We start from the raw sequence: 18,747 nt of genomic DNA, 5'->3' as shown, positions 1-18,747 counted from the left end.
CAGTACGTGAGGTGGCGACTGCGGTGTGTATCTGGCTCTACAGTGGCGGGACCGCGCCGGATTCTCACCGGCTTCCACGATCCGCAGTCGCCCTATCGCCGTCGATGGTAGGTCAGGCCGGGCCGACCACCGGCAGCAGCGCCATCTCCCTGGCGTTCTTGATCGCCGTGGCGACCTGGCGCTGTTGCTGCGGGGTGAGCCCGGTGATGCGTCGGGACCGGATCTTGCCCCGCTCACTGATGAAGGTGCGCAGCAGGTGGACATCCTTGTAGTCGACCTCGGTCACGCCGAGGGCCGTCAGTTGATTGCGCCTCGGCTTCTTGAGTTCGGTGACCGGAGGGCGCTTCTTGGTGTTCTTCCGGGAATTCGACGCCATCACCAGCTCGACTTCCGCACGCCCGGCAGTTCACCGCGGTGTGCCAGTTCGCGCACCCGGACCCGCGAAAGCCCGAACTTGCGCAGATGACCTCGCGGGCGGCCGTCGACCGCGTCTCGATTGCGCAGCCGCACCGGGCTCGAATCACGCGGCAGCCGTTGCAGCGCCGAGACCGCCGCGGTTTTCTCTTCACGGGTACTGGCCGGATTGCGGATGATCTCCTTGAGCTCGGTCCGCCGTTCGGCGTAACGCTCCACGAGTACCCGGCGCTGCTCGTTCTTGACGATCTTGGATCGCTTGGCCATCAGCGCTCCTCGCGGAAGTCGACGTGGCGGCGGACGACGGGGTCGTATTTGCGCAGCACGATCCGGTCCGGGTCATTGCGGCGGTTCTTGCGGGTGACGTAGGTGTACCCGGTCCCCGCAGTCGATTTCAGCTTCACGATGGGCCGAACATCGGTGCTGGCCATCAGATCTTCTCCCCCGCGCTACGCAGGCGGGCCACAACCGCCTCGATGCCGTCGCGGTCGATCACCTTGATCCCCTTGGCGCTGACCCGAAGTCGGATGCGGCGCCCTTCTGCTGGCAGGTAGTAGGTCTTGGTCTGAATGTTGGGGTTCCAGCGGCGTCGACTGCGCTTGTGCGAGTGCGACACCGTGTTGCCGAACCCGGGCGAGCGCCCGGTGACTTGGCAGTGGGCAGACATCGGTCTCCTTCGGATGGGGTAGCCTTACGATAATGATAATCGTTTTCAACAACAACTTCACCGGGAGGTGCAGTGCGAACCCCTGTGGTGCTGATCGCCGGTCAAGGTGACAGCGACGGCGTAGCGGAAGAACTGGGCCGCAGGCCGGGAACCGTGCTGGTGCGCCACGCCTTTGACGGCCAGGTGGTCCTGCGGACCGTGTCCGACGGCGGCGGGACATCCGAACTCGCCCTCGAGCTGGCCCACGGTTGCCTGACCTGCACGGTCCGTGACGATCTGCTGATCCTGTTGCGGCGCCTGAGCCGGCGCGGCGACGTGGAGCGCATCGTCGTGCAGTTGATGCCCTGGCTGGAGGCCGAGCCGGTGTGCTGGGCGATCAACACCGTCCGGGTCCACGTCGGGCCCGGCTACCTCGACGGACCCGCCGCCCGCGACGTGACCATCGAGGCGGTCGTCGCAAGCCTGGACGCCTCGGTCTGGCTGGAACAGTCCGTCGGCGACGAGGAGCTGCCCGACGGGCGCACGGTCGCCCAGGTGGTCGTCGGTCAGGCCGAGTTCGCCGACATGCTGGTGCTCAACGAACCCGACGCCACCACACTGGCGGTGCTGCGCCGGCTCGCACCCCGCGCCCGCATCACCGTGGGCCCCGACCAGGTGGAGCTCGGCCTGGCGCACCTGGAACCGAACAGTCCGCGCGGGCGCACCGCGACACCGCACGATCCGCTCCTGGCCGGTGAACCGCCGCTGGAACCCGACGACGAGGTCATCATCGTCGAATTCGCCGCGCGCCGGCCGTTTCACCCGCTGCGCCTGCACTCCGCCGTCGATCAGCTACTCGACGGTGTGGTGCGCACCCGTGGGCGGGCCTGGCTGGCCAACCGGCCCGCCGACGTCATGTGGATCGAGTCCGCAGGCGGCGGAATGCATTTCAGCAACGCCGGAAAATGGCTGGCGGCAATGGATTCCACCGAGCGGGCCTACACCGACCCCGAACGACTGGCGATGGCCGCGATCGACTGGCATCACCAGTTCGGTGATCGCCACATCTCTCTGACGGTCCTGGTCTGTGGAGCCAGGCCCGGCGAGGTCATCGAGGCGCTGCGCGGCGCGCTGCTCACCGACGACGAGCTGGCGCGGCCCGGGCAGTGGGCCGATTACCCCGACCCGTTCGGGGATTGGCACGAAGAACCCTGCCAGCCCGGAATCGACGAACCCGCCGCATCGGCCCGTCAGGAAGCCCACCAGGAAGGGGAATCCCAGTGAAATCCGACATCCACCCCGACTATCACCCCGTGGTGTTCCAGGACGCGGCGACGGGCACCAAATTTCTCACCCGGTCGACCGCAACCAGTGAGCGCACCATCGAGTGGCCCACTGCCGACGGGATCCAGACCTACCCGCTGATCGTCGTCGACGTCACCAGCGATTCGCACCCGTTCTGGACCGGCTCCGCGCGCCATATCGACTCGGCCGGGCAGGTGGAGAAGTTCCGCCGTCGCTACGGATAGGCCGGCTCTAGGGTGGGGCCATGCGGCTCAAGCCCGGCAGACCCGATCTGGCCCCCTATGCGCGGTTCTTCGACGCACCGTCGGCCACACCGCAATCCCCGGTCACGGTGACGTGGGCCGGGGTCAGCACGCTCCTGGTCGACGACGGCTCCTCGGCCGTCCTCACCGACGGGTTCTTCTCCCGGCCCGCGCTGTCGAGCGTCGTCCTGGGCAAGCTGACGCCGTCACTGCCGCGCATCGATGGCAGCCTCGCCCGTCTCGGCGTCGACAAGCTCGAAGCCGTGTTGCCGGTCCACACCCACTTCGACCACGCCATGGACTCGGCCGTCGTGGCCGAGCGCACCGGCGCCCGACTGGTGGGCGGTACCTCGACCGCCCAGGTCGGTGCCGGCGGCGGCCTGGCCCGCGACCGGATCGTCACCGTCACCCCGGGCGAAGCCGTCACCCTCGGAGCGTTTCAGGTGACGCTCTTCGAGTCCGAGCACTGCCCACCGGACCGCTTCCCCGGCACCATCACCGCGCCCGTCGTGCCGCCGGTGAAGGCCTCTGCGTACAAATGCGGTGAGGCCTGGTCGACACTGGTGCACCACCGGCCCAGCGACCGCAGCCTGCTGATCGTCGGCAGTGCCGGCGCGGTGCCGGGTGCACTGGACGGGCAGCACGCCGAGGTGGTCTACCTCGGGATCGGCCAGCTCGGGTTGCAGACCGAGCAGTACCTGGAGAGCTACTGGGCCGACACCGTGCGCACCGTGGGTGCGCGCCGCGTGGTGCTGATCCACTGGGACGACTTCTTCCGGCCGCTGCACAAACCCCTGCGCGCACTGCCGTACGCCGGTGACGACCTGGACGTCTCGATGCGGGTGCTGACCCGGCTGGCCGAACAGGACGCGGTGAGCCTGCACCTTCCGGCGCTGTGGGAGCGCGCCGACCCATGGATCAGTTGAGCCGCTGAAACGACGGCGGCAGCGGCAGGCCCAGCTCCGCCAGCACGCCACGCAGCCGCGTCGGGTAGTCGGTGATGAGGCCGTCGACGCCGTCCGCGATCAGCGCCCGCATGGCCGCCGGTTCGTTCACGGTCCACGGGGTCACCTTGAGGCCCAGCGCGTGTGCCCGCTCCACGAATCCCCGGTCCACCAGCTGGAACTGGGGTGAGAGCACCGTGGCGCCCACCGATACCGCGCCGGCGATCGGATCGCTGTCCACTGCCGGATCGATCCCACCGAGCCACGGAGAGCCGGGCACCCAGGTCGTGTCATCCCACAGCGCCACCCTCGGTATCGACGGCTCGGCCCGCCGCACCAATGGCAGTGTGCGCCAGTCGAAGCTCTGGATGTCCACCTTGTCGACCTTGCCCGCCGCCCGTACGGCATCGAGGATGACGTCGACGAACTCCTCCGGAGTGGCCGAGGTTTCGGGTTTGTCCGCCTCGATCTTCGTCTCGATGTTGAAACGCACGTCGGCGTTGTAGGCATCGGTCAGCGCGAACACCTCGGGCAGCACGGCAATCTTGTTGTCACGCACCACCTCGGCGTCGGGGAATCCGCTCAGGAACTTGCCGCAGTCGAGGGTGCGAATCTGGTCGAGGGTGAGATCGTGCACCAGCTTCCCCACGTACGGGTACATCGGGTCGCCCGGGAACGCCGGGGCCGTGTCGGCACATTTGGTCTCGTCGATCCGGGGGTCGTGCCACACCAGGGGTTGCCTGTCCTTCGTGAGCACGATGTCGAGCTCGAGCGTGCTCACCCCGAGCTCCAAGGACTTCGCGAAGGCGCGCAGCGACTCCTCGGTCGTCTCGCCACGCCCGCCCCGGTGGGACTGCAGGTCCAACCCGGCGGGCGCCGCGACGGCCGGCGGGACAGACTGGAACACGGCAGCCAGAGCGAACAACAGGACCATCGGTGCAGCCGGACGCATGGTCACCAACGCTATCGAGCAAACCGAGTACGGTCAGGTCCGCGTGGCCCGGCCGCGTGAATCGTCATCGAATGTTCGACTGGCCGAAAGGAACCACGCCGTTGATTCTGGCCCTGGTGCTGCTGGCCGTCGTGTTGGTGTTCGCGCTCACGCGGCCCGAGGGCTGGCCCGAGGCCGTCGTGGCGATTCCGGCTGCCGGGCTGTTGATCGCCTTCGGCGTGATCTCGCCGGACGACGCACTGGCCGAGGTGAATCGCCTTCTGCCCGTGGTCGGTTTCCTCGCCGCCGTGCTGGTGCTGGCCCACCTGTGTGACGACGAGGGCCTCTTCCACGCCGCGGGCACCCTGATGGCCCGGGCCAGCAGGGGTGATTCCCGAAGGTTGCTGACCCGGGTGTTCCTGATCGGGGCGACGACGACTGCCGTGCTCAGCCTGGACGCGACCGTGGTGCTGTTGACGCCGGTGGTGCTGGCCACCGCCCGCACACTGGCGATACCACCCCGCCCGCATGCCTACGCCACCGCGCATCTGGCCAACTCCGCGTCGCTGTTGTTTCCGGTGTCGAACCTGACCAACCTGCTGGCATTCGCGGTGGCCGGCCTGTCCTTCACCCAGTTCAGCGCGGTGATGGCGCTGCCCTGGCTGGCCGCCATCGGCGTCGAGTTCGTGGTGTTGCGTTGGCTTTTCCGCCGCGAGTTGAGCAGCCCCGCTGCCGAGGTGGCTCCTCCACCGCCCGAGGTTCCGGTATTCGTGCTCGTGGTGTTGGGTTTGACGCTGGCGGGTTTCGTCGTCACCTCGGTGTTCGACGTGTCGCCGGCCTGGGCGGCGCTGGCCGGGGCGGTGGTGCTCGGCGTGCGCAGTATGGCTCAGCGGCGCAGCACGATCGGCGGAATCGTGCGCGCCGTCAACGTGCCGTTCCTGGCGTTCGTACTGTGCCTCGGTGTGGTGGTGGACGCAGTGGTCCACAACGGCCTCGGCGACGCCATGCGCGGGCTCCTCCCGGCCGGCGATTCGCTGCTCGCGCTGCTGGGCTTCGCGGTGGTGGCCGCCGTACTGGCCAATGTGGTCAACAACCTGCCCGCGGTGCTGGTGCTGCTGCCGCTGGTGATGGCGTCGGGACCGGGAGCAGTACTGGCGGTGCTGATCGGGGTCAACGTCGGCCCCAACCTCACCTATGTCGGCTCTCTGTCGAACCTGCTGTGGCGCAATGTCGTTCACCGTGAATGCCTGCCCGCGCGGTTCACCGAGTTCAGCCGGGTGGGGCTGGCGACGGTGCCGCTCACCCTGGTGGCCTGTGTGTTGGCACTCTGGGCCGGCCTGCGGCTCTTCGGCGGTTAGGCGACACCGTTAACTTGCCGGTGCCGCACCGTTCGCATTGACCCGGTAGCACGGCAAGGGTGAGCGACAACGCGACAGTCAGCAGGCGAACGTTGCTTTTGGTGGGCGGCACCACCGCGATTCTGGGCGCCGGTGCCGGGATCGCCGTCGACGGTTTCGTCCGATCGTCGGGGCCGGAGCTCTGGCAGCGCGAGGACCGCAGTGGCGCGCCCCGGGTCGGCGGGCTGCACCTGCAGTACGGTGCCGATGCCTCGTCCGAGGTCGTGGTGTCCTGGCACACCGCCGCCCGGGTGGGCAACCCACGGGTGATGTTCGGCACCCCGAACGACGGCTTCGGCGAGACCGTCGCCGCCGACACCGTCACCTACCGCGACGGGCAGTCCGGCACCGAGATCCGGGTACACCACGCCCGGCTCACCGGCCTGCTACCCGACACCGACTACATCTACGCCGCGGTACACGACGGCGTGAGCCCCGAACTGGGCACCGCCCGGACTGCGCCGCGAGGCCGGGCTCCCTTCCGGTTCACCAGTTTCGGCGATCAGTCCACGCCGACGCTCGACGCGATGGTGGCCGACGCGTTCGGGAGCGACAACCGAGGTTCGCCTGCCGCGGGTGACATCACGACGGCGGTCGAGAACGCCCGACCGCTGTTCAACCTGGTCAACGGAGACCTCTGCTACGCCAACCTGTCCGGCGACCGGATCAGAACCTGGTCGGACTGGTTCGAGAACAACGCCCGCTCGGCGCGGCACCGGCCCTGGATGCCCGCCGCGGGCAATCACGAGAACGAACTGGGCAACGGTCCGATCGGCTACGCCGCGTACCAAACCTATTTCGCCCTTCCCGATTCCGGAGCGGACGCCGAGCTGCGCGGCATGTGGTACGCGTTCACCGCGGGCGCGGTACGAGTGATCAGCCTCAACAACGACGATGTGTGCTATCAGGACGGTGGGAACTCCTACGTCCACGGCTACTCCGGCGGAGCCCAGAAACGTTGGCTGGAGAGTGAATTGGAGCATTCGAATGCTGACACCGGGATCGACTGGATCGTGGTGTGCATGCACCAGACCGCGGTGTCGACCGCCGACCGCACCAACGGCGCGGATCTCGGGATCCGCGAGAGCTGGCTGCCCCTGTTCGACCGGTACGGCGTCGACCTGGTGGTGTGCGGACACGAGCACCACTACGAGCGCTCGCACCCGATCCGCGGTGTGCAGCCGACCGATACCCTCACCCCGATCCCCATCGACGGCCACGGGGATTCCATCGATACCAGCAGGGGCACAGTACATCTGGTGATCGGCGGTGGCGGCACCTCGATCCCGTCGAACCGGACGTTCTTCCCCGAGCCGCGCTGCCGCGTGCTGACCGGGGTCGGGGCGCTCGACCCGGCGCTGGGCAAACGCACCCCGCGATATGTCACCGAGGCCGCGCCGTGGTCGAAGTTCCGCGACCGGGACCACGCCTACGGTTTCGTGATGTTCGACGTCGACCCGGGATCGCCGGGCGGCGAAACCTCGATCGAAGCAACCTATTTCGCGGTCGACGGACCGTTCGGCCAGACCGCGCCGGTGGATCGCTTCACCCTGCGCAAGAAGCGCCGGGCCTGACTACGAACTGCGGCGCTGACGGGCGATCTCGGCCAGCACCACACCGGCCGCCACCGAGGCGTTCAACGACTCCGTCGGCCCGGCCATCGGGATGGAGACCACCGCGTCGCAGTTCTCCCGCACCAGCCGGGACAGGCCCTTGCCCTCCGAGCCGACCACCACGACCATCGGCCCCGAGCCCTCGAGCTCGTCGAGCGTGGTGTCACCACCGGCATCCAGGCCGACCACCTGCAGACCGGCATCGGCATAGCTCTTCAGCGTGCGAGTCAGATTCGTCGCCCGCGCCACCGGCGTACGGGCCGCGGCACCGGCGCTGGTGCGCCACGCCACCGCGGTCACCGACGCCGAACGGCGCTGCGGGATCACCACACCGTGCCCGCCGAACGCGGCCACGGAACGCACGATGGCGCCCAGGTTGCGCGGATCGGAGATGTTGTCCAGCGCGACCAGCAGCGCGGGCTCCCCTGACTCGCGGGCTGCCTTCAACAGGTCGTCCGGATGGGCGTAGTTGTACGGCGGCACCTGCAGGGCCAGGCCCTGGTGCAGTGCGTTGGAGCTCATCCGGTCCAGATCGTGGCGTTGCACCTCCAGGATCGAGATGCCCCGGTCCGCGGCGATCTGGACGGATTCGGTGAGCCGCTCGTCGGCCTCGGTGCCCAGGGCCACGTACAGCGCGGTGGCCGGGACCTTGGCCCGCAGGCACTCCACGACCGGGTTGCGGCCCAGCACCAACTCGGTGTCGTCGGTCTTCTTGTGCCTGCCCTGCGCCTGGCGCGCCGCCTTCGCGGCCTTCTTGGCGGCCGGATGATGCGGACGCTGATCCGCGCGCGGGGTGGCCCCACGGCCCTCGAGCCCGCGGCGACGCACGCCGCCGGACCCGACCGTCGGCCCCTTCTTGGTCCCCGCCTTGCGCACCGCGCCGCGCCGCTGCGAATTCCCGGCCATTACGCTCCGTTCCCGTCCACCAGTGCCCACTGAGGACCGTCGGCGGTGTCGGTGACCTCGATGCCGGCCGCTTTCAGCCGATCCCGGATGGCGTCGGCCGCCGCCCAGTCCCGGTTGGTCCGGGCCTCGGCCCGTCCGGCCAGGGCCCACTGCACCAGCTCATCCACTGCGGCCAGGGCGGCCGAAGTCTCGTCCCGCGATTCCCAGCGCTCGTCGAGCGGATCGCAACCCAGGATGCCCATCATCGCCCGGATGGAGGAGGCCTGCGCCATCGCGCCTTCGTGATCGCCGGCGTCCAGCGCGCGGTTGCCCACGGCCCGTGCGGCGTGCACCTCGGCCAGTGCGATCGGCACGGCGAGGTCGTCATTGAGCGCGGCCGCGAACTTCGGCGTCCAGTCGCCCACGGCGACGGCACCGACGCGGTTACGCACGCGGTGAAGGAAGTCCTCGATGCCGCTGTAGGCCTTCACCGCGTCCTGCAGCGCGTTCTCGGAGAACTCCAGCATGGACCTATAGTGCGCGCTGCCCAGGTAGTAACGCAGCTCGGCGGCCCGAACCCGTTGCAGCACAGCAGGAATCGAGAGCACATTGCCCAGCGACTTGCTCATCTTCTCGCCGCCCATGGTGACCCAGCCGTTGTGCAGCCAGTACCGGGCGAAACCGTCGCCCGCGGCCTGCGCCTGGGCAATCTCGTTTTCGTGGTGCGGGAAGACCAGGTCCATGCCGCCGGCATGGATGTCGAACTCCGCGCCCAGATACGCCTCGCACATCGCCACGCACTCGGTGTGCCAGCCGGGACGTCCGCGCCCCCAGGGCGTCGGCCACGACGGCTCGCCGGCTTGGCGCCCTTCCACAGCGTGAAATCGCGCTGATCACGCTTACCCGTCGCCGCACCCTCACCCTGGTGCACATCGTCGATGCGGTGGCCGGACAGCGCGCCGTAATCAGGCAGGCTCAGTACGTCGAAGTAGACGTCGCCGCCCGCGGCGTAGGCGTGGCCCTTCTCGATCAGCCGGTCGATGAGCTCGACCATCTGGGTGATGTGGCCGGTGGCCCGCGGCTCAGCCGAGGGCGGAAGCACGCCGAGCGCGTCGTACGCGGCGCTGAAAGCCCGCTCGTAGGTCGCGGCCCACTCCCACCACGGCCGGCCTGCGTCGGCCGCCTTGTTGAGGATCTTGTCGTCGATGTCGGTGACGTTGCGGATGAACGCAACGTCGTATCCATTGGCGGTCAGCCAGCGGCGCAGCACGTCGAACGCGACTCCGCTACGGACATGACCGATGTGCGGCAGGCCCTGGACGGTGGCACCGCACAGGTAGATCGATGCGTGCCCCGGCCGCAGCGGTACGAAATCTCGTACGGCACCCGCCATGGTGTCGTACAGCCGCAAATCGGAGGCAAACCCCGACGCGACAGCTTGAGCGCGATCGGTCACGACGTGCCAGCTTACCGGCCTATTCGGCAGGAACCACCAAAGCGCTGGCTATCGCGGCCAATCCTTCACCCCGGCCGGTCAGACCGAGCCCGTCGGTGGTGGTGGCCGACACCGATACGGGCGCCCCGATCAGCTCGGAGAGCACGCGCTGCGCCTCGTCCCGGCGTGGCCCGATCTTGGGCCGGTTGCCGACCACCTGGACCGTGGCATTGCCGATCTCGAAACCCGCCGCCAGCACCAGTCCGCGGACGTGACGCAACATGTCCGAGCCGGTGACCCCGCGCCATTCCGGCCGGTCGGTGCCGAAAACCGCGCCGAGGTCGCCGAGGCCGGCCGCACTGAGCAGCGCGTCACACAATGCGTGGGCGGCGACGTCGCCGTCGGAATGGCCGGCGCAGCCGTCGGCCCCGTCGAAAAGCAGCCCCAACAACCAGCAGGGGCGCCCCGGCTCGATCGGATGGACGTCGGTACCGAGCCCGACCCTGGGAATCCTCACGTGGCACGCGCCATGACAGCCTCGGCGAGCAGCAGATCCAGAGGCGTGGTGATCTTGAAGGCCAGCGGATCGCCCTCGACGATCTGCACGGGCGTACCGATCTGTTCGACGAGCGAGGCGTCATCGGTGACCGCGCCGGCCCCGGCCCGCTGATAGGCCCGGCGCAACACGTCGGTACGGAACCCCTGCGGGGTCTGTACGGCCCGCAGACCGGCCCGCTCGGGCGTCCCCAGCACCGCACCGTTGGCGTCGACCGCCTTGATGGTGTCGGCCAGTGGAAGACCCGGGACCACAGCGGAGTGGCCTTCGGCCAGCGCCGCGACCACCCGGGCGATCAGCGTCGGAGGGGTCAACGCCCGGGCGGCGTCGTGCACAAGGATGAAATCGGGGTCGCCGGCGGCTGCCAGGGCCAGCCCTACCGATTCGGTGCGATCGGCTCCCCCGGCCACGATCTGCGCGCGGCCCCCGAACAGCAAGGTCGCCTCATCCGTGAGCGCGGGCGGAACCGCGACCACGACCTTGTCGATCGCCCCTGAGGCCAGCAGCCCGTCAAGGGCGTACTCCAACAGGGGTTTGTCCCCCAGATTGACGAACGCTTTCGGTCTGCCCGCGCCTAGCCGCTCACCTGAGCCGGCGGCCGGGACGACCGCGACTGTTGTTGCCACCACGCGTCAGGACGCGGCGGCCAGAACCTCGTCGAGGATGGTCTCGGCCTTGGCGTCATCGGTGTTCTCGGCCAGCGCGAGCTCGCCGACCAGAATCTGCCGGGCCTTGGCCAGCATTCGCTTCTCACCCGCGGACAGACCGCGTTCCTGATCCCGACGCCACAGATCCCGGACTACCTCGGCAACCTTGTTCACGTCACCTGAGGCCAGCTTCTCGAGGTTGGCCTTGTAGCGGCGCGACCAGTTGGTCGGCTCTTCGGTGTGCGGAGCACGCAACACCTGGAAAACCTTGTCGAGGCCTTCTTGGCCAACGACGTCGCGGACTCCGACGTATTCGGCGTTGTCTGCGGGCACTCGAACGGTCAGATCCCCTTGGGAAACCTTCAGGACGAGATATTCTTTCTGCTCGCCTTTGATAGTCCGGGTTTCGATCGCCTCGATCAACGCAGCACCGTGGTGTGGATAGACGACGGTGTCTCCGACCTTAAAAATCATCTGATTCGAGCCCCTTTCGCTAGTCCATCCTAACACGGGCCCAGATCACATGCGCACCAACTGCGCAGGTCAGGGGCACTGCAGGTGAAGAACAGGGGTTGACATGGTGACGAAAGCGTGCAACCAACCGACCCTGGAGACGCCCGAAATGGGTGTCGGCGCAAAGCGGTTGCGGGCCTGAGCCGCCCGTTGCCGAGCCCCCTTGCGACCCGTCTGCCGAGCCCTCGCATTCCGCCCGCCGACGCCACCTACTACTGTGCATAGTCGAAGTACGCCGACCCAGCTCAGGAGGCTTGAGTGAACCGCTTCGCAATGCGCGCCTCGGCAGGTCTGGCCGCATGTGGCCTGACCGCAGCCGTTCTCACCGGCTGCAGCGCCGGGCAGGTCTCCCAGACGGCAACCCAGGAGCCCGCCGTCAACGGCGTGAACGCACAGGCCGGTGCGATCTCGCTGCGCAACGTGCACCTGCGCGCGCCGCAGCAGAAGGACTACGTCGAGCCGGGCTCCGAGGCCGAGCTGCTGTTCGTCGCGGCCAACGGATCGACCGAGGCTCCCAACAAGCTCGTCTCGATCAAGACGACCGTCGGCGACGTGGCACTGACCGGGGACCAGACCATCCCGGCAGGCGGCGTGCTCGTCGTCGGCGAGCCCGACGGCCAGCTGAAGCCGCTGGAGAAGACCGAGGCCGCCGACGCCGTCACCGCGAAGGTCACGCTGACCAAGCCGGTCACCAACGGACTGCTCTACGACTTCACGTTCAAGTTCGAGAACGGCGAGACCACGGTGGCCGTGCCGATCTCGGCAGGCGAGGCGCCCCGGCGCGACAAGGCCGGCGAGGAGCCCGCCGAGGGCGCCGAAGCCGGTGGCCATCACTGATCTGACGCACCGCTGACCCGCGGGGTCCCGTCCGGCGCGTGCACACCGCCGATGTCGGGGCCGACCGCTACTGTCACGGCGTGGCCGGTTCGAAAGTACGTTCGCAATACCGCTGCTCGGAATGTCAGCACTCCACACCCAAATGGGTGGGCCGCTGCGCCAATTGCGGCACCTGGGGCACGGTCGACGAAGTAGCGGTGCTCGCCTCTGTGGGCGGATCGGTCCGCCGCTCGGTGGCCCCGACCTCACCCGCGGTTCCGATCACCTCGATCGACCCCGGAATCACCCGGCACTACGCGACCGGCGTCACCGAACTGGACCGGGTCCTCGGCGGCGGCCTGGTGGCCGGTTCGGTCACGCTGCTGGCCGGTGAACCCGGCGTTGGCAAGTCCACCCTGCTCCTGGAGGTCGCCAACCGCTGGGCGCACACCGGCCGACGGGCGCTGTACCTGTCCGGCGAGGAGTCCGCGGGCCAGATCCGGCTGCGCGCCGAACGCACCGGCTGTACGCACGAGAACGTCTATCTGGCAGGCGAATCCGACCTGCAGATCGCTCTCGGTCACATCGAGGAGGTCAAACCGAGCCTGGTGATCGTCGATTCGGTGCAGACCATGTCCACCACCGAGGCCGACGGCGTGACCGGAGGGGTCACCCAGGTGCGTGCGGTGACCACGGCGCTGACGGGCCACGCCAAGACCGCCGTCGGAGACCCGGCCGTGGCCATGATCCTGGTCGGGCACGTGACCAAGGACGGCGCCATCGCGGGCCCGCGTTCCCTGGAGCATCTGGTCGACGTGGTGCTGCACTTCGAAGGTGATCACGCGTCGAGCCTGCGCATGGTGCGCGGGGTCAAGAACCGGTTCGGCGCCGCCGACGAGGTCGGCTGTTTTCAGATGCACGACAACGGAATCGAGTGTGTCAGCGATCCGTCCGGACTGTTCCTGGACCAGCGCCCGGCAGCGGTTCCCGGCACCGCCATCACGGTCACCCTCGACGGCAAGCGACCGATGATCGGTGAGGTACAGGCGCTCGTCGCCCCGCCCGTGGGGCCTCCCCGGCGGGTGGTCAGCGGGATCGATTCGGCCCGTGCGGCGATGATCGGCGCGGTGCTGCAGACCCGCTGCAGCCTGCCGATCGGCAACAACGACATCTACCTGTCCACCGTCGGCGGCATGCGGCTGACCGATCCGTCCTCGGACCTGGCCGTGGCGGTCGCCATCGCGTCGGGCTATCTCGACATCGCGTTGCCGATGAACGCGGTGGTTATCGGCGAGGTGGGGCTGGTCGGCGATCTGCGCCGGGTCACGGGCATGGATCGCCGGCTGGCCGAGGCCGCCCGGCTGGGCTTCAACATTGCCGTGGTGCCGCCCGGGGCCACCAGTGCACCCGCGGGGTTGCGCGTCATCACCGTCGATCACATCGGGGCGGCATTACGGGCACTCAAAGACATCGCGATTGCCAGCAATCGCGGACAGCATGGACAATAGCGGCCGACCCTAGGAGAACCGATGGCCGTGAACTCCGGCGCCAGGACCAGCCGCACCGTGGTGCATCTGGCTCGGCCGACGCTACGAGAAACCCTCGGCCGGCTGGCGCCCGGCACCCCGTTGCGCGACGGCCTGGAACGCATCCTGCGCGGCAAGACGGGCGCGCTGATCGTGCTGGGTTACGACGACAGCGTGGAAACCATCTGTGACGGCGGGTTCGCCCTGGACGTGCGTTACGCCCCCACCCGGCTGCGTGAGCTGTCGAAGATGGACGGCGCGGTGGTGCTGTCCAGCGACGGCAGCCGGATCGTGCGGGCCAACGTCCAGTTGGTGCCGGATCCGTCGATACCCACCGACGAATCCGGTACCCGCCACCGTTCGGCCGAGCGCACCGCCATCCAGACGGGCTATCCGGTGATCTCCGTGAGCCATTCGATGAGCATCGTGACGGTCTACGTCGCCGGGGAGCGGCATGTGGTGCCCGATTCGGCGACCATCCTGTCGCGGGCCAACCAGACCATCGCGACGCTGGAGCGCTACAAGGGCAGGCTCGACGAGGTCAGCAAGCAGCTGTCCACCGCCGAGATCGAAGATTTCGTGACGCTGCGCGACGTCATGACCGTGGTGCAGCGTCTGGAGATGGTGCGCCGGATCAGCCTTGAGATCGACGCCGACGTCGTCGAACTCGGCACCGACGGACGCCAGCTCAAACTGCAGCTCGACGAACTCGTGGGCGACAACGAGGCCGCGCGCGAGCTGATCGTGCGGGACTACCACGCGCTGCCGGACCCGCCGACCGCCGCTCAGGTCGGCGCGACGCTGGACGAGCTGGACGCCCTCACCGACAGCGAACTACTTGACTTCACAACGCTGGCAAGGGTTTACGGTTATCCCTCGACTTCCGAGGCGCAGGATTCGGCGATGAGCTCACGCGGCTACCGCGCCATGGCGGGGATACCGCGACTGCAGTTCGCCCACGTCGATCTGCTCGTCCGCTCGTTCGGCTCATTGCAGGGGCTGCTGGCCGCCAGCGCGGACGATCTGCAGTCGGTCGACGGAATCGGGTCGATGTGGGCCCGGCACATCCGTGAGGGACTGTCCCTGCTCGCCGAGTCGACGATCGCCGACCGGCTCGCCTGAACGTCAGTTACCCGGCGCGGCCGGATCAGCCGGCGCTGCACCCTCCGGGGGCGGCCCGGGCAGCTGCGGATTGGGTTGGGCCAGTATGAACGGCACCGGCGCCGATCTCAGATTGCCGAGCTGCACCATCAGGTTGTAGGTGCCGGGCCCGATCGGCTGACGCGGCATCGGGCACTGCGGCCCCGATCCCATGCCGGTCCAGGTCACCTCGGTGGTCACCTGTTCACCCGGGTTGAAGGTCTTCACCAGCGTTTCGTTGGACGGCGCGCAGTCCAGGTTGGACCAGAGCCGGTTGTTGTCCAGTGAGTACACGTAGGCGGCCAGTACCGCGGCGCCCACGTCACGTTTGCAGGCCACCAGGCCGATGTTGGTCACGACCATGGTGAACTTCGGCTGATCGCCCACGACGTACTCGGGCTGGCTGGTGATGCCCTTGACCGCGAGCGTCGAATCCGGGCAGTCGTCGCCCTCTTTGAGCAGCGGCGGCGGGGTCACCGCGGCGGTCGGCGTGGCCGTCGGCGGCGGCGCGTGCTGAGCCGGGGGCACCACCGGGGTCTTGACCTCGGGGTTCTCCCCCGGCAGCGGCGTCGGCGGTGCGGCCGTGGCAGACGCGTCGGTGGACTTTGTCTCGGCTCCAGAGCTGCTGGTCACGATCACCGCGACGATCGCGGCGATGATCCCCACGACGACCACCGCGATTCCGATGGCCAGCGCCCTGCGCCGCCAGTAAATCTGCGAGGGCAGCGGCCCATGAGGTTCGAGATCCAACACGGCTTTCACGGTAAGCCCAGGTCATGCACAGTTGTCCGAGGCGACTCGGCGTGTCGGAGCACTGAAGCTGTTTCGCTCCTCACGTGCGCAGCGAAATTCTCAGGCTTCGCCGATGTTGCCGAGATGGCTGCGCAGCTCCACGTGACCGTCCGACAGGTGGTAGGTGGCGCCGACGATGGCCTGCGTACCTGCGGCCAGACCATTGGAGATGGCGGCCGACCGCATCTGCAGCTGGTTGACCGTCTCCTTGACGTGGTAGGCCTCGAACTCGTCGACCCGGTTCAGGCCGGCGTGACGACCCATCAGGATCGACGGGGTCACCCGCTCCACGATGTCGCGCACGTAGCCGCCGGGCACCTGCCCCTCGTCGAGGGCGGTGATGGCGGCCTTGACCGCGCCGCAGCTGTCATGGCCCAGGACCACGATCAGCGGCACCTCCAGGATCGACACCGCGTACTCGATCGAGCCAAGCACCGCGTTGTCGATGACGTGGCCGGCGGTGCGCACCACGAACATGTCGCCCAGACCCTGGTCGAACAGCAACTCCGCGGCAACGCGGCTGTCGCCGCAGCCGAACACCACGGCGGTGGGCTTCTGCCCGTGGGTCAGCTTTGCTCGACGGGCGATGTCCTGGCTGGGGTGCTGCGGTTCGCCGGCGACGAAGCGGGCGTTACCGTCCTTGAGTGCCTTCCAAGCGGACACGGGATTCGAATTGGGCATATCAGCCATTTTGCATGAGATGCCGATGAGCATCGACGCGGAGCAGCTCGTCAGCTGGTACACAGACGCCCAGAGGGACCTGCCGTGGCGCCGACAAGGGGTGACCGCCTGGCAGATCCTGGTCAGCGAGTTCATGCTGCAGCAAACACCGGTGGCCCGGGTCGAGCCGATCTGGCTGGCCTGGATCGACCGGTGGCCCACCCCGTCCGCGACGGCGGCCGCCGGGTCGGCCGAGGTGCTGCGGGCCTGGGGCAAGCTGGGCTACCCGCGGCGGGCCAAACGTCTGCACGAATGCGCGGTGGTGATCGCAGGCGAATACGGCGACGAGGTGCCCACCGACGTCGAGACCCTGCTGACCCTGCCCGGCATCGGCGCCTACACCGCGCGAGCCGTGGCCTGCTTCGCCTACTCGGCCAGCGTTCCGGTCGTCGACACCAACGTGCGCCGTGTGGTCACCAGGGTCTTGCGTGGGCAGGCCGATGCACCCGCCCGTGCCCGCGACCTCGACGATGTCGCCGCGCTGCTGCCTGACGACGCCACCGCACCGACCTTCTCGGCCGCCCTGATGGAGCTGGGCGCGGTGGTGTGCACGGCCCGCGCGCCGCAGTGCGGCTGCTGCCCGCTGAGCCACTGCCGGTGGCGGTCGGCCGGGTATCCGGAGGGCACGATGACCCGAAAGGTGCAGCGCTACGCCGGAACCGATCGGCAGGTGCGCGGCAAGCTGCTGGATGTCCTGCGCGACAGCAGTTCTCCGGTCACCCGTGCGCAGCTGGACGTGGCCTGGCTCACCGATACCGCACAACGGGATCGCGCACTGGACTCGCTACTGGTCGACGGCCTCGTCGAGCAAACTATGGACGGCCGGTTCGCACTCGCCGGCGAAGGCGAAATTCCATGAGATCGGCATGAATCCGGTGCGCGGCACACCATTTGGGCCGCACATCACATAGAACGGATTCATGTCAAGCAAATTCTTAGCGACGTTTGCATGTACGGCAATGGGTCTGGGTATGGGGCTGGGCCTCGCGGCGACAGCCAACGCCGCACCTTCCGGTACCGGTTCGGCGGCCGACACGGTGCGCGACCTGCAGAGCCGGGGCTATCACGTGCAGATCAACTCGAACGCCAATACGGCCCTGTCGAATTGCCGGGTGACCGGGGTGCACGGACTGGCCGACTCCAACATCAACGAGGACGGCTACCGGATCGATTCGACTCAGCACACCACGGTGTACGTCAACGTGGCCTGCCAGCCCGACGGCTGAGCCATCACGCGATGACAGCGTCTTCGTCTACACCACAGGCGAATTGACGCCGGTAGTCCGAGGGCGTCACGCCGATCAGCCGGCGGAAGTGATGGCGCAGCAGCGTTGCGGTGCCGAACCCCGCCTGCCCGGCGATCCGGTCGATGTCCAGGTCGGACTCCTCCAGCAGCCTGCGCGCGTACAGCACCCGCTGATCGGTGATCCACTGCATGGGGGTCGTGCCGGTCTCCTCGACGAACCGGCGGGCGAAGGTGCGCGTGGACATCGCCGATCGCCTGGCCAACGTCGTCACCGTGTGCGGCTTGTCCAGATTGCCTATGATCCAATCCAGATGCGGCGCAAAGCCTTCCGAACACCTGACCGGAATCGGCTGATCGATGAACTGACGTTGCCCACCATCGCGCTGCGGCGGGACCACCATTCGCCGGGCGATCTTGTTGGTCACCTCGCTGCCGAGTTCGCGGCGAACCAGGTGCAGGCACGCGTCGATGCCCGCCGCCGTGCCTGCGCTGGTGATCAGATTGCCGTCGTCGACGAACAGGACATTCCGGTCCACCTTGGCGGTGGGATATTTGCGAGCCAAGGCGTCTGCGTGCATCCAGTGCGTGGTGCACGGCCTGCCGTCCAACAGACCCGCCGCGCCGGCGAGGAACGCGCCCGAGCACACCGTCAGGATGATCGAGCCCGCGTCGGCAGCGGCCCGCACGGCCTCCAACGCCTCCGGCAGGTATCCGGTGCCCCCTATTGCGGGGATCGCCACCAGGTCGGCGCCCTGGAGGGCATCGAGCCCATGCTCGGGGGTCAGGGTTGCCCCGACCGAAGTCCGCAGCGGCTTGCCCGGTTCGGGTCCGCACACTTTGAAGTCGAAGTTGGGTACACCGTCGGCCGACCGGTCGATCCCGAAAACCTCGCAGATGACGCCGAACTCGAAAACGGCCAGACCGTCCAGCACCAGCGTGGAGACGCTTCTCAGCATGGCAGCATTTTATCGTAAGGTGT

The 18,747-nt window shown here is 68.2% G+C and carries 22 protein-coding genes, 1 pseudogene and 1 riboswitch; of the genes and pseudogenes, 10 read left to right on the top strand and 13 right to left on the bottom strand.

The features are described from left to right. Window positions 1-4: 4 nt before the first annotated feature. Window positions 5-118: riboswitch (cobalamin riboswitch) on the bottom strand. The 4 genes from rpsR to rpmB form a co-directional block, all read right to left on the bottom strand. Beyond that, complete coding sequence (rpsR, locus tag ACNQVK_RS08100; protein ID WP_418029102.1) at window positions 113-376, bottom strand: 30S ribosomal protein S18; 264 nt, start codon at window positions 374-376, stop codon at window positions 113-115. It overlaps the preceding riboswitch by 6 nt. Next, window positions 376-681: a 30S ribosomal protein S14 gene (gene rpsN / locus ACNQVK_RS08095; RefSeq protein ID WP_418029101.1), complete on the bottom strand. Its 306-nt coding sequence runs from the start codon at window positions 679-681 to the stop codon at window positions 376-378. Before rpsN ends, rpsR begins: the two co-directional genes overlap by 1 nt. Next, window positions 681-845 (bottom strand): 50S ribosomal protein L33, encoded by a 165-nt coding sequence (gene rpmG / locus ACNQVK_RS08090; RefSeq protein WP_044520825.1) that lies wholly within the window; start codon window positions 843-845, stop codon window positions 681-683. The genes rpsN and rpmG overlap by 1 nt, the downstream gene beginning before the upstream one ends. Continuing rightward, complete coding sequence (rpmB, locus tag ACNQVK_RS08085; RefSeq protein WP_409548232.1) at window positions 845-1,081, bottom strand: 50S ribosomal protein L28; 237 nt, start codon at window positions 1,079-1,081, stop codon at window positions 845-847. The genes rpmG and rpmB overlap by 1 nt, the downstream gene beginning before the upstream one ends. A gap of 72 nt (window positions 1,082-1,153) precedes the next feature. Between rpmB and mrf the strand changes: the two genes are divergently transcribed. From mrf to ACNQVK_RS08070, 3 genes are read left to right on the top strand one after another with little or no spacing between them, the layout of a single operon-like run. Further along, the gene (mrf, locus tag ACNQVK_RS08080) at window positions 1,154-2,344 is read left to right on the top strand and encodes a ribosome hibernation factor-recruiting GTPase MRF (RefSeq protein WP_418029100.1); all 1,191 of its coding nucleotides are present in this window, start codon (window positions 1,154-1,156) and stop codon (window positions 2,342-2,344) included. Continuing rightward, window positions 2,341-2,589 (top strand): type B 50S ribosomal protein L31, encoded by a 249-nt coding sequence (locus ACNQVK_RS08075; RefSeq protein ID WP_418029099.1) that lies wholly within the window; start codon window positions 2,341-2,343, stop codon window positions 2,587-2,589. Before mrf ends, ACNQVK_RS08075 begins: the two co-directional genes overlap by 4 nt. Window positions 2,590-2,609: 20 nt before the next feature. Next, window positions 2,610-3,533, top strand: coding sequence for an MBL fold metallo-hydrolase (locus ACNQVK_RS08070; protein ID WP_418029098.1), 924 nt, complete (start codon window positions 2,610-2,612; stop codon window positions 3,531-3,533). Here the strand turns inward: ACNQVK_RS08070 and ACNQVK_RS08065 are convergent. Next, the gene (locus ACNQVK_RS08065) at window positions 3,526-4,503 is read right to left on the bottom strand and encodes a glycerophosphodiester phosphodiesterase (RefSeq protein ID WP_418029096.1); all 978 of its coding nucleotides are present in this window, start codon (window positions 4,501-4,503) and stop codon (window positions 3,526-3,528) included. The two genes, ACNQVK_RS08070 and ACNQVK_RS08065, sit on opposite strands and share 8 nt — an antisense overlap. A 71-nt stretch (window positions 4,504-4,574) precedes the next feature. On the opposite strand from ACNQVK_RS08065, the gene ACNQVK_RS08060 reads away from it, so the two are divergent. Together ACNQVK_RS08060 and ACNQVK_RS08055 are read left to right on the top strand one after the other, a co-directional pair. Continuing rightward, window positions 4,575-5,840 carry an SLC13 family permease gene (locus ACNQVK_RS08060; RefSeq protein ID WP_418029095.1) on the top strand — a complete coding sequence of 422 codons (1,266 nt, stop codon included), beginning with the start codon at window positions 4,575-4,577 and terminating at the stop codon, window positions 5,838-5,840. Between the two features lie 59 nt (window positions 5,841-5,899). Then, window positions 5,900-7,453 (top strand): purple acid phosphatase family protein, encoded by a 1,554-nt coding sequence (locus tag ACNQVK_RS08055; RefSeq protein WP_418029094.1) that lies wholly within the window; start codon window positions 5,900-5,902, stop codon window positions 7,451-7,453. Here ACNQVK_RS08055 and rlmB read toward each other — a convergent pair whose 3' ends face one another. The 5 genes and pseudogenes from rlmB to carD form a co-directional block, all read right to left on the bottom strand. Continuing rightward, window positions 7,454-8,398 carry a 23S rRNA (guanosine(2251)-2'-O)-methyltransferase RlmB gene (rlmB, locus tag ACNQVK_RS08050; RefSeq protein WP_409548225.1) on the bottom strand — a complete coding sequence of 315 codons (945 nt, stop codon included), beginning with the start codon at window positions 8,396-8,398 and terminating at the stop codon, window positions 7,454-7,456. It abuts the gene before it with no gap. Further along, window positions 8,398-9,833 (bottom strand): annotated as a pseudogene (gene cysS / locus ACNQVK_RS08045) (cysteine--tRNA ligase). The gene rlmB and the pseudogene cysS overlap by 1 nt, the downstream one beginning before the upstream one ends. A 19-nt stretch (window positions 9,834-9,852) precedes the next feature. Further along, a complete protein-coding gene (ispF, locus tag ACNQVK_RS08040) occupies window positions 9,853-10,329 on the bottom strand; it encodes a 2-C-methyl-D-erythritol 2,4-cyclodiphosphate synthase (protein WP_418029093.1) in 477 nt (158 codons plus the stop codon). Beyond that, window positions 10,326-10,994 carry a 2-C-methyl-D-erythritol 4-phosphate cytidylyltransferase gene (gene ispD, locus ACNQVK_RS08035; protein ID WP_418029092.1) on the bottom strand — a complete coding sequence of 223 codons (669 nt, stop codon included), beginning with the start codon at window positions 10,992-10,994 and terminating at the stop codon, window positions 10,326-10,328. Before ispD ends, ispF begins: the two co-directional genes overlap by 4 nt. Window positions 10,995-11,000: 6 nt before the next feature. Further along, window positions 11,001-11,489: an RNA polymerase-binding transcription factor CarD gene (gene carD / locus ACNQVK_RS08030; RefSeq protein WP_003882506.1), complete on the bottom strand. Its 489-nt coding sequence runs from the start codon at window positions 11,487-11,489 to the stop codon at window positions 11,001-11,003. 297 nt (window positions 11,490-11,786) lie between these two features. Between carD and ACNQVK_RS08025 the strand changes: the two genes are divergently transcribed. The 3 genes from ACNQVK_RS08025 to disA all read left to right on the top strand — a co-directional run bounded on the left by ACNQVK_RS08025 (window position 11,787) and on the right by disA (window position 14,992). Then, the gene (locus tag ACNQVK_RS08025; protein ID WP_418029091.1) at window positions 11,787-12,365 is read left to right on the top strand and encodes a hypothetical protein; all 579 of its coding nucleotides are present in this window, start codon (window positions 11,787-11,789) and stop codon (window positions 12,363-12,365) included. Window positions 12,366-12,445: 80 nt separating this feature from the next. After that, entirely contained in the window at window positions 12,446-13,852 is a 1,407-nt protein-coding gene (radA, locus tag ACNQVK_RS08020) for a DNA repair protein RadA (protein ID WP_276130067.1), read from the top strand. Between the two features lie 60 nt (window positions 13,853-13,912). Beyond that, window positions 13,913-14,992: a DNA integrity scanning diadenylate cyclase DisA gene (disA, locus tag ACNQVK_RS08015; RefSeq protein ID WP_418034032.1), complete on the top strand. Its 1,080-nt coding sequence runs from the start codon at window positions 13,913-13,915 to the stop codon at window positions 14,990-14,992. Window positions 14,993-14,995: 3 nt separating this feature from the next. Here the strand turns inward: disA and ACNQVK_RS08010 are convergent, their stop codons facing one another. Then, window positions 14,996-15,763 (bottom strand): hypothetical protein, encoded by a 768-nt coding sequence (locus ACNQVK_RS08010; protein WP_211156253.1) that lies wholly within the window; start codon window positions 15,761-15,763, stop codon window positions 14,996-14,998. 99 nt (window positions 15,764-15,862) lie between these two features. Next, window positions 15,863-16,483, bottom strand: coding sequence for a carbonic anhydrase (locus tag ACNQVK_RS08005; RefSeq protein ID WP_044520849.1), 621 nt, complete (start codon window positions 16,481-16,483; stop codon window positions 15,863-15,865). Window positions 16,484-16,508: 25 nt separating this feature from the next. Here ACNQVK_RS08005 and ACNQVK_RS08000 point away from each other — a divergent pair, with 25 nt between their 5' ends. Next, window positions 16,509-17,381: an A/G-specific adenine glycosylase gene (locus ACNQVK_RS08000; RefSeq protein ID WP_418029090.1), complete on the top strand. Its 873-nt coding sequence runs from the start codon at window positions 16,509-16,511 to the stop codon at window positions 17,379-17,381. 100 nt (window positions 17,382-17,481) lie between these two features. Then, entirely contained in the window at window positions 17,482-17,748 is a 267-nt protein-coding gene (locus tag ACNQVK_RS07995; RefSeq protein WP_235732636.1) for a hypothetical protein, read from the top strand. A 4-nt stretch (window positions 17,749-17,752) separates the two neighbouring features. On the opposite strand, the gene ACNQVK_RS07990 is transcribed toward ACNQVK_RS07995, so the two are convergent. Then, a complete protein-coding gene (locus ACNQVK_RS07990) occupies window positions 17,753-18,724 on the bottom strand; it encodes a helix-turn-helix domain-containing protein (protein ID WP_418029089.1) in 972 nt (323 codons plus the stop codon). Window positions 18,725-18,747: the final 23 nt, after the last annotated feature.

The sequence above is a fragment of the Mycobacterium sp. 134 genome, from assembly GCF_048282715.1.
Classification (GTDB): Bacteria; Actinomycetota; Actinomycetes; order Mycobacteriales; family Mycobacteriaceae; genus Mycobacterium; species Mycobacterium septicum.
Note: the sequence above shows the minus strand (reverse complement) of the source record. Positions and strands in the feature narration are given on the sequence as shown.

What these genes read in the sequence shown, in the direction of transcription:
- rpsR (WP_418029102.1), bottom strand. Translation starts at nt 376, where the DNA reads ATGGCGTCGAATTCCCGGAAGAACACCAAGAAGCGCCCTCCGGTCACC.
- rpsN (WP_418029101.1), bottom strand. Translation starts at nt 681, where the DNA reads ATGGCCAAGCGATCCAAGATCGTCAAGAACGAGCAGCGCCGGGTACTC.
- rpmG (WP_044520825.1), bottom strand. Translation starts at nt 845, where the DNA reads ATGGCCAGCACCGATGTTCGGCCCATCGTGAAGCTGAAATCGACTGCG.
- rpmB (WP_409548232.1), bottom strand. Translation starts at nt 1,081, where the DNA reads ATGTCTGCCCACTGCCAAGTCACCGGGCGCTCGCCCGGGTTCGGCAAC.
- ACNQVK_RS08070 (WP_418029098.1), top strand. Translation starts at nt 2,610, where the DNA reads ATGCGGCTCAAGCCCGGCAGACCCGATCTGGCCCCCTATGCGCGGTTC.
- ACNQVK_RS08065 (WP_418029096.1), bottom strand. Translation starts at nt 4,503, where the DNA reads ATGCGTCCGGCTGCACCGATGGTCCTGTTGTTCGCTCTGGCTGCCGTG.
- ACNQVK_RS08060 (WP_418029095.1), top strand. Translation starts at nt 4,575, where the DNA reads ATGTTCGACTGGCCGAAAGGAACCACGCCGTTGATTCTGGCCCTGGTG.
- rlmB (WP_409548225.1), bottom strand. Translation starts at nt 8,398, where the DNA reads ATGGCCGGGAATTCGCAGCGGCGCGGCGCGGTGCGCAAGGCGGGGACC.
- carD (WP_003882506.1), bottom strand. Translation starts at nt 11,489, where the DNA reads ATGATTTTTAAGGTCGGAGACACCGTCGTCTATCCACACCACGGTGCT.
- ACNQVK_RS08005 (WP_044520849.1), bottom strand. Translation starts at nt 16,483, where the DNA reads ATGCCCAATTCGAATCCCGTGTCCGCTTGGAAGGCACTCAAGGACGGT.
- ACNQVK_RS08000 (WP_418029090.1), top strand. Translation starts at nt 16,509, where the DNA reads ATGAGCATCGACGCGGAGCAGCTCGTCAGCTGGTACACAGACGCCCAG.
- ACNQVK_RS07995 (WP_235732636.1), top strand. Translation starts at nt 17,482, where the DNA reads ATGGGTCTGGGTATGGGGCTGGGCCTCGCGGCGACAGCCAACGCCGCA.
- ACNQVK_RS07990 (WP_418029089.1), bottom strand. Translation starts at nt 18,724, where the DNA reads ATGCTGAGAAGCGTCTCCACGCTGGTGCTGGACGGTCTGGCCGTTTTC.